This is a genomic window from Azospirillum sp. B4, assembly GCF_000333275.1.
In the GTDB taxonomy this organism is placed as follows: domain Bacteria; phylum Pseudomonadota; class Alphaproteobacteria; order Azospirillales; family Azospirillaceae; genus Nitrospirillum.
Window position 1 is genome coordinate 1 of sequence record NZ_BACU01000533.1, and the last position, 14,444, is coordinate 14,444.

General features: G+C 68.6%; 13 protein-coding genes and 1 pseudogene. 5 read left to right on the plus strand and 9 right to left on the minus strand.

Annotated features, from left to right (window positions below; genetic code table 11):
• Both I55_RS24010 and I55_RS24015 read right to left on the minus strand, forming a co-directional pair.
• The coding region (locus I55_RS24010) for an ABC transporter permease (RefSeq protein WP_044563190.1) at positions 1-641 on the minus strand (641 nt) is incomplete at its 3' end.
• Positions 642-1,084: 443 nt separating this feature from the next.
• Positions 1,085-1,990 (minus strand): LysR family transcriptional regulator, encoded by a 906-nt coding sequence (locus tag I55_RS24015; protein ID WP_044563192.1) that lies wholly within the window; start codon positions 1,988-1,990, stop codon positions 1,085-1,087.
• A gap of 97 nt (positions 1,991-2,087) precedes the next feature.
• Here I55_RS24015 and I55_RS24020 point away from each other — a divergent pair, with 97 nt between their 5' ends.
• Positions 2,088-3,587: a CoA-acylating methylmalonate-semialdehyde dehydrogenase gene (locus I55_RS24020; RefSeq protein WP_044563194.1), complete on the plus strand. Its 1,500-nt coding sequence runs from the start codon at positions 2,088-2,090 to the stop codon at positions 3,585-3,587.
• Positions 3,588-3,608: 21 nt separating this feature from the next.
• Here I55_RS24020 and I55_RS24025 read toward each other — a convergent pair whose 3' ends face one another.
• Entirely contained in the window at positions 3,609-4,154 is a 546-nt protein-coding gene (locus I55_RS24025; protein WP_044563196.1) for a GNAT family N-acetyltransferase, read from the minus strand.
• Positions 4,155-4,238: 84 nt separating this feature from the next.
• Here I55_RS24025 and I55_RS24030 point away from each other — a divergent pair, with 84 nt between their 5' ends.
• Positions 4,239-4,814 carry an XRE family transcriptional regulator gene (locus tag I55_RS24030; protein ID WP_044563198.1) on the plus strand — a complete coding sequence of 192 codons (576 nt, stop codon included), beginning with the start codon at positions 4,239-4,241 and terminating at the stop codon, positions 4,812-4,814.
• A gap of 7 nt (positions 4,815-4,821) precedes the next feature.
• Here the strand turns inward: I55_RS24030 and I55_RS24035 are convergent, their stop codons facing one another.
• Positions 4,822-5,658, minus strand: a complete 837-nt coding sequence (locus I55_RS24035; RefSeq protein WP_044563199.1) for an oxidoreductase — start codon at positions 5,656-5,658, stop codon at positions 4,822-4,824.
• Between the two features lie 102 nt (positions 5,659-5,760).
• Between I55_RS24035 and I55_RS24040 the strand changes: the two are divergent.
• Positions 5,761-6,642: pseudogene (locus I55_RS24040) on the plus strand (LysR family transcriptional regulator); the annotation flags it as partial.
• A 245-nt stretch (positions 6,643-6,887) separates the two neighbouring features.
• Positions 6,888-7,472, plus strand: coding sequence for a DUF4865 family protein (locus I55_RS24045; protein WP_044563202.1), 585 nt, complete (start codon positions 6,888-6,890; stop codon positions 7,470-7,472).
• Here the strand turns inward: I55_RS24045 and I55_RS24050 are convergent.
• Positions 7,455-8,633 (minus strand): winged helix-turn-helix domain-containing protein, encoded by a 1,179-nt coding sequence (locus tag I55_RS24050; protein WP_044563203.1) that lies wholly within the window; start codon positions 8,631-8,633, stop codon positions 7,455-7,457. The two genes, I55_RS24045 and I55_RS24050, sit on opposite strands and share 18 nt — an antisense overlap.
• A 161-nt stretch (positions 8,634-8,794) precedes the next feature.
• Between I55_RS24050 and I55_RS24055 the strand changes: the two genes are divergently transcribed.
• Positions 8,795-9,175 carry a DUF1636 domain-containing protein gene (locus I55_RS24055; protein WP_044563204.1) on the plus strand — a complete coding sequence of 127 codons (381 nt, stop codon included), beginning with the start codon at positions 8,795-8,797 and terminating at the stop codon, positions 9,173-9,175.
• Positions 9,176-9,179: 4 nt separating this feature from the next.
• Here the strand turns inward: I55_RS24055 and I55_RS24060 are convergent, their stop codons facing one another.
• Genes I55_RS24060 through I55_RS39580 form a run of 4 tightly spaced genes read right to left on the minus strand, consistent with a single transcriptional unit; the run spans position 9,180 to position 14,439 of the window.
• Positions 9,180-10,427, minus strand: coding sequence for an SGNH/GDSL hydrolase family protein (locus I55_RS24060; protein ID WP_044563205.1), 1,248 nt, complete (start codon positions 10,425-10,427; stop codon positions 9,180-9,182).
• Positions 10,428-10,453: 26 nt separating this feature from the next.
• Positions 10,454-11,398, minus strand: a complete 945-nt coding sequence (locus I55_RS24065) for a polysaccharide deacetylase family protein (protein ID WP_044563207.1) — start codon at positions 11,396-11,398, stop codon at positions 10,454-10,456.
• 21 nt (positions 11,399-11,419) lie between these two features.
• Positions 11,420-14,305, minus strand: coding sequence for a glycosyl hydrolase 115 family protein (locus tag I55_RS24070; protein ID WP_044563209.1), 2,886 nt, complete (start codon positions 14,303-14,305; stop codon positions 11,420-11,422).
• 5 nt (positions 14,306-14,310) lie between these two features.
• Positions 14,311-14,439 (minus strand): fibronectin type III-like domain-contianing protein, encoded by a 129-nt coding sequence (locus I55_RS39580; protein ID WP_376739207.1) that lies wholly within the window; start codon positions 14,437-14,439, stop codon positions 14,311-14,313.
• Positions 14,440-14,444: the final 5 nt, after the last annotated feature.

Here is a 14,444-nt window from a genome sequence, read left to right on the forward strand (position 1 = left end):
GCCATGGTGGCCATGTAGACGATGACGATATCGGTCGCCAGCAGGGAACTGGCCTGCATCATGCGCTGGCCCAGGCCGGGCACGCCGAACAACTCCGCCGCCACCACCGACATCCAGGCCTGGCCCAACCCGGTGCGCAATCCCGCCAGGATGGCGCCCGACGCCGCCGGCAGCACGATCTTGACCAGCTTGGCCAGGGTGGAGCGGTGGCCAAAGGCGTCGGCCAGTTCCAGCAGGTCGCGGTCCACCGCCTGCACGGCACCCAATGCTGCGAAGTAATTGATCCAGAAGACACCCAGCACGATGATGAAGGTGGCCGCCGTGGGCGTCACCCCGAACCAGATGATGGCGAACGGCACCCATGCCAGGCCGGGGATGGGCCGCAGCAGGCGCACCACCCAGCTGGTGAAGTCCTCCAGCCGGCGCGACATGCCGGTGAGGACGCCGGCGGCGATGCCGCCGACGGAGCCCAGGACCAGGCCCCAGGTGTAATGCACCAGGCTGTGCAGGATGGCATCCGTCCATTGGCCGCTCCGCACCTCCGCCACGAAGGCCGTGGGAATGGCGCTGGGCGGCGGCAGCAGGACCGGGCGCACCAAACTGGCACCCCCGCCCTCGACGCGGTCACCATCGGCTTTCATGCCGGTGCGTATGCGCCCAGCGCCGTCGCCCTGGGTTCAGGATCGCAAGCGTCCACACCGTTTACCGTTTCGGTCGGAGGCGACGCCAGCATCTACGGCCCGTTCCGCCGCCGGATCGTCTATGTGGCGGATGGTACGGATGTAAGCGATGCCGCCACGGTGGGTCAGCTTCGGCGGACCAAGGCGGAACTGGAAGAGCAGTTATCACCTTGCGTGAAGATTACAGCAAACTGGCGGCACTGTTACAGGAGACGCCCCGCTAGTGTCTTGATCGGTTCATATGAAGGCATCTGAACCCTTCCTTGCGCGTCGGAGTAGAGGTTTAGAGTCATTCCGGCGATCTGGCCTGGCGCTTCAATGAAAGCCGGAATGACTCTAGAATCAGTGACAGCGGCCATGATAGCGGTGGCCTACTGATTCCCTTGGATACCCGGTGGGACGCCTCAGTCCCCGGGCACGAAGGTTCCCCGAGCGGCCTTCACCGCCTCCACGATGAAGTCGGAGGTGATGCGCACCCGGGCCAGCGCGCGCAGGTCGGAATGGACGATCAGCCAGAAGGACCGGGTCAGGGACACGGTGTCAGGCAGCACGCGGGTCAGCCGCGGCTCCAGCCCGGCCATGAAGCAGGGCAGGACGCACAGGCCCTGCCCCGCCAGCGTCATGTGGTACTGGGCCATCAGGTTGGAACTGGTGATGCTGGGCGTCAGGTCCTTCTCGATCAGGGGGATGTAGTCCAGTTCCGGTGCGTAGATCAGTTCCCCCACATAGCCGATCAGACGGTGGTCACGCAGGTCGCCCCGGCGCTGCGGCGCGCCTCGGCGGTCCAGGTAGTCCCGCGCCGCGTAAAGGCCCAGTTGATAGTCGGTCAGCTTGCGGGCGTGCAGCCGCCCCTCGCGCGGCGGGGCCAGGCCGATGGCGATGTCGGCCTCACGCTTCGTCAGGCTGAACAGACGGGGCGTGGTCACCAGTTCCACCACCAAGTCGGGGTGGACGGCGCCCAGGTCCCCCAGGCGCGGCGCCAGGAAGACGGTGCCGAAGCCGTCCGGCGCGCCGATGCGCACCGTGCCCGCGACCTTGAGGCTGGAACCCGCGACCTCCCCCAATATGCCCAGCGCCACGGACTCCATGGCCTGGGCAGAGGCCAGCAGCTTTTCCCCCTGGGGCGTCAAGGCATAGCCCTGGACGCTGCGGGTGAACAGCTGGGTCTGCAGCGTGCGTTCCAGGTCGGCGATGCGCCGGCTGAGGGTGGAATGGTCCACGCCCAGACGCCGGGCCGCCGCCGTCAGCTTGCCGGCGCGCACCACCGCCAGGAAGGATTGCAGGGCATCCCAGTCAAAAGAGCTTTCCATATGGGAATTCCCGCACAACCAAAGACGAATATGCGCCCTGTACGTGCAGGAATATGAATGCTTAACTTCCACAAAACAACAGCAGGAGGAAGGCCCCATGGCCCGGGAATTGACGCATTTCATCGGCGGCCGCCATGTCGCCGGCACGTCCGGCCGCTTCGGCGACGTGTTCGACCCCAACACCGGCGAGGTGCAGGCCAAGGTGCCGCTGGCCACCCAGGGTGAGGTGGAGGCCGCCATCGCCGCCGCCGCCGCCGCCCAGCCCGCCTGGGCCGCCACCAATCCGCAGCGCCGCGCCCGTGTGCTGATGAAGTTCGTGGAGCTGGTGAACCGGGAGATGAACAGCCTGGCGCGCCTCCTGTCCTCCGAACATGGCAAGACCATCCCGGATGCCAAGGGCGACATCCAGCGCGGGCTGGAGGTGGCGGAATTCGCCATCGGCATCCCCCACCTACTGAAGGGCGAATACACCGACAGCGCCGGCCCCGGCATCGACATCTATTCCATGCGCCAACCGCTGGGCGTGGTGGCCGGCATCACGCCGTTCAACTTCCCGGCCATGATCCCGCTGTGGAAGGCGGCCCCCGCCATCGCCTGCGGCAACGCCTTCGTGCTGAAACCATCGGAACGCGATCCCTCCGTCCCGCTGCGCCTGGCGGAACTGTTCCTGGAGGCCGGCTTGCCCGAGGGCATCTTCAACGTGGTGAACGGTGACAAGGTGGCGGTGGACACGCTGCTGACCGACCCGCGTATCCAGGCCGTTGGCTTCGTGGGCTCCAGCGCCATCGCCAACTACATCTACGCCACGGCGGCGGAGCATGGGAAACGCGCCCAGTGCTTCGGCGGCGCCAAGAACCACATGATCATCATGCCGGACGCCGACCTGGACCAGGCGGTGGACGCCCTGATCGGCGCCGGTTATGGCTCGGCGGGTGAGCGCTGCATGGCCATCTCGGTCGCCGTTCCGGTGGGCAAGGCCACGGCCGAGGCCCTGGTGGAACGCCTGGTGCCGCGCGTGGAATCCCTGCGCGTGGGCCTGTCCACCGACGAGGGCGCCGACTACGGCCCCCTGGTGACCCGCGAGGCCCTGGAGCGGGTGAAGGGCTACATCGACCTTGGCGTGACGGAAGGCGCCAAGCTGCTGGTGGACGGCCGCGGCTTTCGGATGCAGGGCCATGAGAACGGCTACTTCATCGGCGGCAGCCTGTTCGATCACGTGACCCCGGCGATGAAGATTTACCAGGACGAGATCTTCGGGCCCGTCCTGTCCATCACCCGGGCCGACAGCTATGAGGAGGCGCTGCGCCTGCCCAACGAGCACGCCTACGGCAACGGTGTCGCCATGTTCACCCGCGACGGCGACACCGCCCGCGACTTCGTGGCCCGGGTGAACGTAGGCATGGTGGGCGTGAACGTGCCCATCCCCGTGCCGCTGGCCTATCACACCTTCGGCGGCTGGAAGCGCTCCGGCTTCGGCGACCTGAACCAGCATGGGCCGGACGCCGTGCGCTTCTACACCAAGACCAAGACGGTCACCTCGCGCTGGCCCTCCGGCACCAAGGAGGGCGCCAGCTTCGTCATCCCGACGATGAGCTGACACCAACACGGGACGGGGGGGTTACGCGCCGCCCCCGTCCAATCTCCCCTGGCCCACGGCCAGTTCCATGAAGGTCAGGTCCAGCCAGCGGCCGAACTTGGTGCCGGCTTCGGAAAAGACGCCGGCGGTGCGGAAGCCCACCTTGGCGTGCAGCGCGATGGAGATCGCGTTCTCGCTGGCGATGGCGGCGATCATGCGGTGGATGCCCCGCTCATGGGCGCAGGCCACCAGGGCGCGCAGCAGCGCCTCCCCCACCCCACGGCCTTGCGCCTCGGGCGCCACATACACGGAATTCTCCACCGAGTGGCGGAAGCCGTCGAAGGGCCGCCAGTCGCCATAGGCGGCATAGCCCACCACCGCGTCCCCCGCCATCGCCACCAGCACCGGGAAGTTCCGCGCCATGCGCGCCTCGAACCATTGGCGGCGGTTCTCCAGATCCACCTGCATGTCGTTCCAGATGGCCGTGGTGTGCACCACCGCGTGGTTGTAGATGACGCGGATGTCTTCCAGATCGTCCGGGGTGGCGGGACGGATGATGATGGACGGGACGGTCCGGGTCTCGGTCATGGGCGGGCGATCCGTTCACTATAGTTTCATCACGTCCACTATGTGATACGATGCCGCGATCGGCAAGCCGGGTTTTTGAGGACGATGACGGGGAACGGGGATGAACTGGATGCGCGGCTGGGCGCCCGCATCCGGGTGGAGCGTGAGGCGCGCGGCTGGTCGCTGACCGACCTGTCGGAACGGGCAGGCGTGTCGCGCGCCATGATCAACAAGATCGAGCGGGCGGAAAGCAGCCCCACCGCCTCCCTCCTCGGCCGGCTGTCCGGCGCCTTCGGCCTGACCCTGTCGGCGCTGCTGGCCCGGGCGGAGGATGACGGCCGCCGCCGTCTGCTGCGCGCGGGCGAACAGCGCAGCTGGCGCGACCCCGCCACCGGCTATGTCCGCCGCCTGGTGGCGCCACCGCCCGGTTCCGACCTGCCGTTGGAACTGGTGCACATCGACCTGCCGGCGGGTGCGCGCGTGCCCTTCCCCGCCTCCGCCTACGCCTTCACCCGGCACATCATCCACGTGCTGGCGGCGGAGCTGACCTTCACCGAGGGCGACACCGTCCACCAGCTCTCCGCCGGCGACAGCCTGGAACTGGGCCCGCCGGCGGACTGCGTGTTCGAGAACCGGGGCGACCGGCCCTGCACATACCTGGTGCTGATCCTTCAGCCGTGAGGCGACCTCAGGTGAAGTCAGTCGACCGGGTCAGGTCCTCCCATGCGGTGATCTCGGCCTCCAGCGCCGCCAGCTTGTCCCGCACCAGGGACAGGGCGTCGGTGCCCAGCAGCAGGTGCACCGGTGGCGCCTCCGCCGCCACCAGGGCCAACAGCGCTTGCGCCGCCTTGGTGGGGTCGCCGGCTTGGCGGCCGCTCTTTTCCTCCCGCGCCTGGCGCACCGGATCGAACAGACGGTCGTAATCGGCGATGCCACGGGCTGAACGCACCATGGAGCGGCCGGCCCAGTCGGTGCGGAAGGAGCCGGGGGCCACCGCCGTCACCCGGACGCCCAGATCCCGGACCTCCTTGGCCAACACCTCGCTGACGCCCTCCAGCGCGAACTTGCTGCCGCAATAGTAGGCCAGGCCCGGCATGGTGATGAAACCGCCCATGGACGTGATGTTGACGATGTGTCCCGCCCGGCGCCCGCGCATGAAGGGCAGCACGGCCTGGATCATGGCCACGGCGCCGAAGACGTTGACCTCGAACTGCCGGCGCATCTCCCTCAGGGGGGATTCCTCCAGGATGCCTTCGTGGCCGTAGCCGGCGTTGTTGACCAGCACGGCGACAGGGCCGACCTCCCGCTCCACCGTCGCCACCACCGGCGCGATGGCGTCGGTATCGGTGACATCCAGCAGGATGGCATGGGCGCGGGTGGGGTGCAGGGCGGCGAAGGCGGCCCGCGCCGTCGCGTCCCGCACGGTGCCGACCACCGTGTGACCAGCCGCCAGGGCGGCCTGGGCAAAGGCGCGGCCGAAGCCGCTGCTGACGCCGGTGATCAGGAAAATCTGAGTGTCGGACATAAGAGGTTCCGCCGATGGTTGGATCGGCGGGCAGTTGGCCACAGGTGCCGGCGCTGCGGTATGCTACATAAACCGGATGCGCTTGTTAGCCATGGAGATAGAATGCGCGGGCAGGAATTCGCCGATCTGCGGGCCTTCGCCATGATCGCGGAGCATGGGAACTTCTCCCGCGCCGCCGCCCAGCTGCGGGTCACGCCCTCGGCCCTCAGCCAGACCATCCGCGCGCTGGAGGAACGGCTGGGCGTGGCCTTGTTCAAGCGCACCACCCGCAGCACCGCGCTGACGGAGGCTGGCGCCCGGTTGCTGGCCGGTTTCAAGCCGGCGATGGAACAGATGGAGGCGGCGGTCGCCGACGTCGGCACCCTGCGCGGCAGCCCCACCGGCACCGTGCGCCTGCACTTGCCCCGCCTGGCGGCGGCCACGCTGGTGGAACCGATGCTGGGCCGCTTCCACGTGACTTATCCCGATATCGTGCTGGAGTTGGCCATCGACGACGCGGTGGTGGACATCGTGGAGGCCGGGTTCGACGTCGGCATCACGCTGGGCGAACTGCTGGCCAAGGACATGGTGGCGGTGAAACTGGGTCCGGACCTGCACCAGGTGGCCGTGGCCTCCCCCGATTACATCGCCCGCCATGGCGAACCGCGAACGCCGGCCGACCTACACCATCACCGCTGCATCAACTGGCGCAAGCCCGGCAGCGGCAAGCTGTACAATTGGGAATTCCAGGCGGATGGCCGCTGGTTCGCCGTGGCCGTGGACGGGCCGCTGGTGGTGTCCCATCGCGATACCGCCTTGGCGGCGGCGGCCCAGGGCGTGGGCATCGCCTTCGCCTATTGGTCGGACCGGTGGATGAAACCGCTGATCGACCAGGGCGCCCTGGTGCCGCTGTTGCAGGCCTACTCCCCGCCCTTCCCCGGCTGGTACCTCTATTACCCCAAGCAGCGCTACACCCCGCCGCCGGTGCGGGCCTTGGCGGATTTCCTGCGGCGCACCGCCAATGAGACCAGCGACATGACGCTGTAGGCCCCGATGGGGCCGCCGGAGGTTTACGGGGAGCGATAGCGGACTGGAAACCGAGGACAAGCCAAGCCCGCGGATGCGGGCGCCCGGCGCTTGAGGGAACAGTATTTCAAAATGAAATGACTGAATATCCATTCATATGATTATGTGATCATCGGCTGGCGACTATCCTCCCCATATCGCCACCGAACGGGGGAAGACACCCGATGCTGATCACCCATTACAGCCACCGCCTGACGGCCGACTACGACCTGGACATCCTGCGCGCCCGGGCGGAGGCCAACGTCGCCCGCTGGGCCGCCATGCCCGAGCTGTACTTCAAGGGCTTCCTGCTGCGCCAGGCCGGCCGTCTGGGCGCCATCGCCAACGTCTATTCCGCCCTGTACCTGTGGCGGCATGACGCGGCCTTCCGGGACTTCCTGGTCCAGGGCCGGTTCAAGACGGTCACCGACACCTTCGGCCGGGCGGACATCGACGTCCGCGTGGCGCTGGACGCCCGCAAGGGCCCCGCGCGGGAGGCCCGGTTCGCCGTGGTGGACACGGCACCCATCCCGGTGGATGCCAGCCTGGCGGGCCTGTGCGCCGATGAGATCGCGTTGAACCGCCAGGTGGCGGAGGAAGATGGCGTCGTCGCCGCCGCCGTGGGCGTGGACGCCCGCACCTGGACCCTCACCCGCCTGCGCCTGACGACGGCGGAGCCCACGGGCCTGCCCGCCACCGCCGTGGCCTATCAGGTGCTGCAACTGGCCCGGCCGCTGCTGGAGACCCTGCCCTCAAGCCGTCAGGACTGAGGGCGCGGTCGCCTGGGGCGCCAATTGGAAGCGCTGGAAGCGGTCCAGCGCCTCCTCGATGGCGGCCTTCAGGTCCGGCCGTTCCGGCGCGATCCAGGTCCAGCGCTGCACCAGCAGGCGGTCGGCCTGGCGGTCGGTCTTCAGGTCCAGGGCCGCCACGATCTCCTCCCCCACCAGCACCGGCAGGGCGAAGTAGCCCAGCACCCGCTTGGCCGCCGGCACATAGGCCTCGAACCGGTGGACATAGCCGAAAATGGCCTCCAGCCGCTTGCGCTGGATGACCAGGGGGTCGAAGGGCGACAGGATGTGGACCAGGTTGGCCGGCACCGGTGGCCCCGCCGCCTCCAGCGCCGCAGGCTCGGCCCAATGCGGCACCTTCTCCGCCCCAGTGATCACCACCGGCGCCAGCCGGCGGGCGCGCACCGCCTTCTCGATCAACGGCAGCACCTCGGCCTTCAGGGGCAGGTTGCCGTAGCAGATGGAATCCAGGCTGACCACGCCCTGGCTGCGCAGCGCCCGGCGCAGCAGGTAGTCGGCCACCTGGGCCGGGGTCGCGGGGCGCGGCCGGCGGTCCCAGCCGAAATGCCGGTCGGTCAGTTCATAGACCTTCAGCATGCCGTCACGGGCGGAAACGGTCAGGTCGCCGTTGTAGAAGCCGAAGTTCAGCAGGCGCTTGGACGGCTTGCGGCTGGCCCACAGGTGCTCTTTCTCCACCAGCACCTCATCATCGATGTCACGGATGCTGAGCGGCCCCTCTTCACGGATGCGACGCAGCAACGCCGTGTAATCGCGCCGGTCGATGGCGGCATAGTGGGCCGGCGGGTTGTCGCGGGTCTGGCGCATGTCCGGCGCGAAATAGCGGTAATCGGCCGTGGGGATGTAGGCCAGGGCGTGCGCCCAGTATTCGAAGACCGACTTGTCCACCGACTGCGCCGCCGCCAGGTCCGCCCGGGTGTAGTCCGGGATGCGGGTCTGCAGGATGTGGTGGTGGCTGCGCTCGATGACGTTGATGGTATCGATCTGGACATAGCCCAGGTGCTCGGTCGCCGCTTTCACCGCCTGGGAGCCGGCGCCGAACGGGGCCGGTTCCAGCAGGCGCTGGGCCGACAGCCAGAGATGACGGGCGCGGATGGGCGAAATTTCGAGAGGCGTTGCGGGCATCAGGCCGGAATCCCATGGGCGGTTGCAGCCGTCTTATAGCGGGCGGCGGCGCCGCCGCCTGTGACGGGTGCCGCCTGTGACGGGTATACGCCGTATCCCCTTGACGGCCCCCGCCCGGCCGGCCCCATAGTCGCCCGCGTTCAGGCCTTAAGGAAGCCCCGGTGAGCGAAGTCCCCTCCCACACCCTGCACATCTGCGTCACCTGCCGCCCCAAGGGCGCCCCGCCGGAGGCCGTACGCGACGGCCGCCTGCTGTTCGAGGCGGTGGCCGCCCTGCATGCCGACTGGCCGGGGCGCGCCCTCGTGGCGCTGAACGGGGTGGAGTGCATGAGCGGCTGCGACCGTGCCTGCACGGTCGCCCTGTCGGGCCCCGGCAAGCCCAGCTACCTGTTCTGCGACAAGACGCCAACGCCCGAGACCGCCGCCGCCGCCCTGGATCTCGCCGCCCAGTACGCCGCCAGCGACACCGGCGTGCTGGCGCGCGGCGAGCGCCCCGGCCCCTTCCGCTCCGGCATCCTGGCGAAGATTCCGCCGGGATTGTAAGGGGTCACCGCGCGAACAGCGCCAGGTCCACCCCTTCCGCCATCAGGCGATAGCCGGTGTCGCCTGGATGCAGGTGGTCGCCGCCGTCGGCCTCCGGCAACAGATGGCCGGGATTCTTGGGATCGTCCAGCGTACGGTCCAGGTCGATGACGGCGTCGAAGGCGCCGCCGCCGCGTATCCAGGCGTTGACCTTCTGGCGGTTGGGTTCCATCGCCGGGTCGCAATAGCCAATGCCCTGGCAAGGCAGGATGGTGGCGCCGTAGACCACCAGGCCGCGCGCGTGGGCCCGGTCTATGATCTGACGGTAGGCGCCGATGATGGCATCCGGCGTCGCCCCCACCTCCTTCCGCTCCGCCGCCTTCACCGCCGTCGCCAGATCGTTGATGCCCTCCAGCACCACCAACCAGCGCACGGCCGTCTGGTCCAGGACGTCACGCTCCAGCCGGTCCAGCGCACGCGGGCCGTTGCCGTCCAGCAGCAGGCGGTTGCCGCCGATGCCGGCGTTCAGCACCCCCACCGGGCTTTTTCCCTGCAACAGGCGCTTGGCCAGCGCGTCCGGCCAGCGGCCGTCACCGTCGGTGGTGCTGTCCCGCCCGTCGGTGATGCTGTCGCCCAGCACCACCACGGCATTGGCCGTGGCCGGCGCCTGCACATCCACACCGGTCAGGACGTACCAGTGGGTGACGGTGGCGGCGCCCGGCAGGTCGGTGGCGGCCAGCGCGTCGCCCGGGGCGACAAAGCTGGTGGCGCGGGAGCCCGGGTGCCCGGTCACCGTGTCCGGCACATCCTTGAGACGCAGGCTGACGGCCAGGTCCGCCCTGTCGGGAACGGCCAAGTCCACCGGGTCGGACCACACCGCGCCGCCGGCGGGGATGGTGACGGACGCCTGGCCATCGAACGTCAGGGCGTGGTCGCTGCCGGGGCGGATGGCGGCGCTGGGGCCGCTGCCCTCCTTGGCCGAGAGGGCGACATGGATGCCGGGGATGGTCAGAGGCGCGGTGCCGAAGGCGTTGGACAGGCGCAGGCGCACCCGCTGGCCCCCCAGGCTCAGGTGCACCACCTGGCGCAGCGTGGCGTCGGCGAATCCTGGCGCCGGCGGGGCGGAATTGGCATCGCCCGCTTGCGCGGCCGTCATCCAGCTGCCCACCCATTTGGTGGCCTCGGCTTTAGTGACGTCGGCGGCATGGGCGGCCCCGGAAACAATGGTCGAGGCCAGCAAGGCCCCAGCCAGGGCGAGATAACAAACGCGCATGGGCGCTTCCTCTTGAACTCGGGGCGTCAGCGGCACAGGCCGTCCAGCCAGGGGGTCGGGTCGGGACTGCGGGCGGGGGGAGTCAGCTTGCGGGCCGCCATCTCCCGGTCCAGCAGGCCACCGGTACCATCCGACGGGGTGTCGGGGTTGGTGGCGTAGATGGGGTCGGCCTCGGCGGTCGCCAGCGGCACGAAGGCGACTCCCTTGGCCTTCATCAGCGACAGCAGATCCGGCAGCATCACCGTCTCGAACCCGCCGATATGCAGCAGCATGACGTGGCGCACGTCGCGGCCGTACAGGGACTGGGCCTGCCGGCGCCCGACGTCCAGCGATTCCGCCGCGCGGTCCAGATAGTTGCGGCGGAGTTGCGCCACGGCAGCCTGGTCGCCCTTGGCCATACAGCGGGCATAGGGCGCGTTGTAGATGTAGTCGTTGAAGCTGAGCGTCACCTCGGCCACGCGATAGCCGTGGTCCTTCAGGAAGGCCGCGACCTCCCGCCGCTTCCGCGGCGTTTCCCCGATGTGCAGGTAGGGGAAGCGCAGCCAGTGCCAGTCAGCATCCCCCATATAGGCCTTCAACGCCGCCTCGTCGGCGGTCACGGCGGCGGTGAAGGCCGCCACGTCGCGGCCGTGCAGGTCGTCATGGGCATAGACGTGGTTGCCCAGCGGATAGCCGGCCTTGCGCCACAGGTCCAGGACCTGGGCGGCATCGTCGCCCTCGTCCACCAGGCCCTTGGCGTTGACGAAGCCATAGACCTCCGCCACGCCCGCCGCCTTGAAGGCCGCCAGCACGCGGTGCGCCACCTCCGCCCGGGTCAGGCCGGGCGGCAGGGGGCCGTGCACCGGCAGGTCATCCATGGTCAGCGCCACGTCCATTGGGGCCACCGGCATGGGCGCATCTTCCGCCCAGGCGGGAACGGCGGTGGTCAGCATCAGGCCGGCGGCCAGGGCCGGCAGTGATTTCACACGCATCAAAATCCTCCCGCTTTATGCTTATCGCGCGGCCACCCGGGCGCTTTCCGGCGGGCCCAGATAGCTGGGCTTCACCCCGCCCAGATCCACCACCAGCTTGGTCAGCACCAGGGCCGGGTCCACCATCCAGACGTGGATGGTGTGATAGCCGGCGCTGGCCACCGTGTGGCGGCTGGTGGGCATGCGGGCATTCTCCTCCACCGCTTTCGACCAGGCGGCCACGCCACCGTCGGCCAGGACATCCACAACCTGCGGCGCCTCGTCATCGATGGCAACGGCATAGCGCAGGCCGCGCCCGGGCACGAAGTTCAGGGTGGGGCCGACGATGGCCCGCACCGTCAGCGGCCCCGCGGCCGGCAGATAGACACGATAGTCCAGGCGGGGGCCCTGCCCGGCGGCGAAACTGGCCGACGTCACCGGGAAGGGCGCCAGGCCGGACAGGGTACGGCCATAATCCGGGATCTTTTGCCAGGCGGCCCCGCCGGCGTCGACCTTGGCCGTGTAGTGCTCCGCCTCCATGGCGACATAGCCGTCGGCGGCGATGAAGGCTGGCTGGCCGTCAGCCGGCGGGGGCGTGTTCAGGGCGCGCAGGTGCACGGTGACGCTGCCGCCGGCACCGGTGATGGTGACGCTGCCCGGACTGGTTCCCGGCGGCGCCTTGCTCCAGTCCACGGCAACCTCCAGGCGGGTCTCCCGCGCGATCGTGCCCTTGGCCTGGCTGAGGGTGATCCAGGGCGCGCTGGCCTTGGCGGTATAGGTGAAGGGCTTGGAACCCCGGTTGAAGATATCGATGTAACGGCTTGGTTTGTTGACCACATCCAGGTCCGGCAAGACGGCGGCGTCCTTGATCGGCTTGCCATCCAGGGCGGGCCAGGCCTGAGTCTTGCCCTCCACCGCCACGCCCAGCTTGGCCTCGGCCGGCAGGGTCAGCTCCCGCACCTCCGGCATCACGTTGACGAGCGGTTCCCGCCAGGAGGCGTAGCCGATGTGGGTCTGGTCCATCATGTGGTCCCACTTGCCGCCATTCAGCGCGTGGTATTGTTTCGCCAGCTCGGCATCGGCCTGGAACAGGGCCCTGGCCTTCGCGGCCTCCGCATTCGCGGAGGCACGTCCCTGGTTGGCATAGAGGCGGTTGCGGCCGACGGCGACGTACAGCTCCGTCACCTGGGCCGCCGCCTTGGCCGGGTGCAGCACCAATTGGAAGAAGGCGTCGCGGGCATCGGCCGGCAGGGCGTTCGAAACCGCCTCGGCCTTGGCCACCAGGTCGCGATAGTCCGCCACCACCCGCTCCGCCTCCCGGTAATCGGTCAGGCTGAAGGTGTCGGCGTCCAGCAGTTCCGGCTTGCGCCGGCTGATCAGCCGGCCATAGCGGGTGACCAGGGACGATATCTCAGCCGCGTGCCCGGGCCCGAACTCCCGCTCGGCCCAGGCGCGGGTGAATTCCGGCAGCTTCTCCTTGGGCCAGCGGCTGGGATCGCGGGCATAATCCAGGAAGAACTCGATGGGCAGCTCCATGGGCTTCAGATCACCCACGTTCACGATCCACAGCCGATCCGCGCCATATTCCAGGGTCAGGTTCATCTGTTCCCAGACCTTGGGCAGGGAGTTGGTGTTGATCCACTTGTAGTTCCGGGGATCGCCCACGTAGTCGAAGTGGTAGTACATGCCGGCGCCACCGGGGCGCTTGCGCTCCTCCGCCGTCGGCAGGCGCCGGACGTCGCCCCAATTGTCGTCGCACCACAGCAACGTCACGTCGTCGGGCACGCGCATGCCCTTCTCGTAATACTCCTGCACTTCCTTGTAGAGCGCCCAGATCTGCGGGATTTGGGTGACGTCCGGGTTGACCTCCCGGGCCAGTATCTGGCGCTGGTCCGCCACCACCTTTTCCAGCAGCGCCGTGTTGGCCGCCCGTTCATCCCCGGTCATGGGCATGTCGCCATCGCCGCGCATGCCAATGGTGACGACGCTCTCGAAGTCCTTGTTCCGGCGCACGCCGTCCGCCCAGAACTTGCGCAGCACATCCCCGTTCCTGGCGTAGTCCCAGGGGCCGCTGCCGTGGCGCTTCCATTCCTGCTGTGACCGCAGCATGGGCTCATGGTGGGAATTGCCCATGACCACGCCATACTCGTCGGCGATCTTGGGGTTCAGCGGATCATCCTCATTGAAGGCGTTGCCCCACATGGCCGGCCACAGGTAATTGCCCTTCAGCCGCAGGATCAACTCGAACACATGTTCATAGAACTGATGGTTCAGGCCACCGAACTTCTCCCTGGCCCAGCCGGTCAGGGCCGGCGCCTCGTCATTCAGGAAGATGCCGCGATATTTCACCGGTGCCGGATCCTCGCCATAGGTTCCGGCCTTCACATACAGGGCGTCCCGGTGGCGCACCGGCACATCGGCCCACCATGACCAGGGCGACACGCCGATCTGCTCGGACACGTCGTACAGGCCATAGATCGTGCCGCGCTTGTCGCTGCCGGCGATGACCAGGGCGCTGGCCACGCCGGGCAGCGGGTCGGCCACCACCTGGATGCGGAAGGCCTCCCACTTGCCCTGGAGGGCGGCGGCGTCGATCTTCCCCGCCGCCGCCAGCCGGTCGATGGTGGGGCTGTGGCCCAGGGTGCCCACCAGGATGGGCAGGGCACCCAGGTCCTTCCCGGCGGTCAGGTCCGGCGTGACGCCGGTGACCTTGCCGATATCCGCCGCCAGGTCACCGGCGGCGCGCCGCACGCCGGCGTAGTCCTGCTCGTCCACATGCAGGCGGGCGGCCATGCCACCCTGGACGATGGCGAAACCACCGGGTGCGGCATCGGCCTGGATATACTGGGGCTGGCCCAGGGCCCAGGCCTGAGGAGCCTGCGCGACCGTAGCCGTGGCCAGCAGAAGGGAACGGATGAGGCGCTTCATGGTGCTCAATCCTTAACCGTCAGCACGGTGGTCTTCAAGTCGACGGAGCTGGCGCCCAACATGATGTCGAAGGCGCCCGGCTCCACCACCCGCTTCATGTCCTGGTTCCACAGGGCCAGCGCGGTGCTGTTCAGGGTGA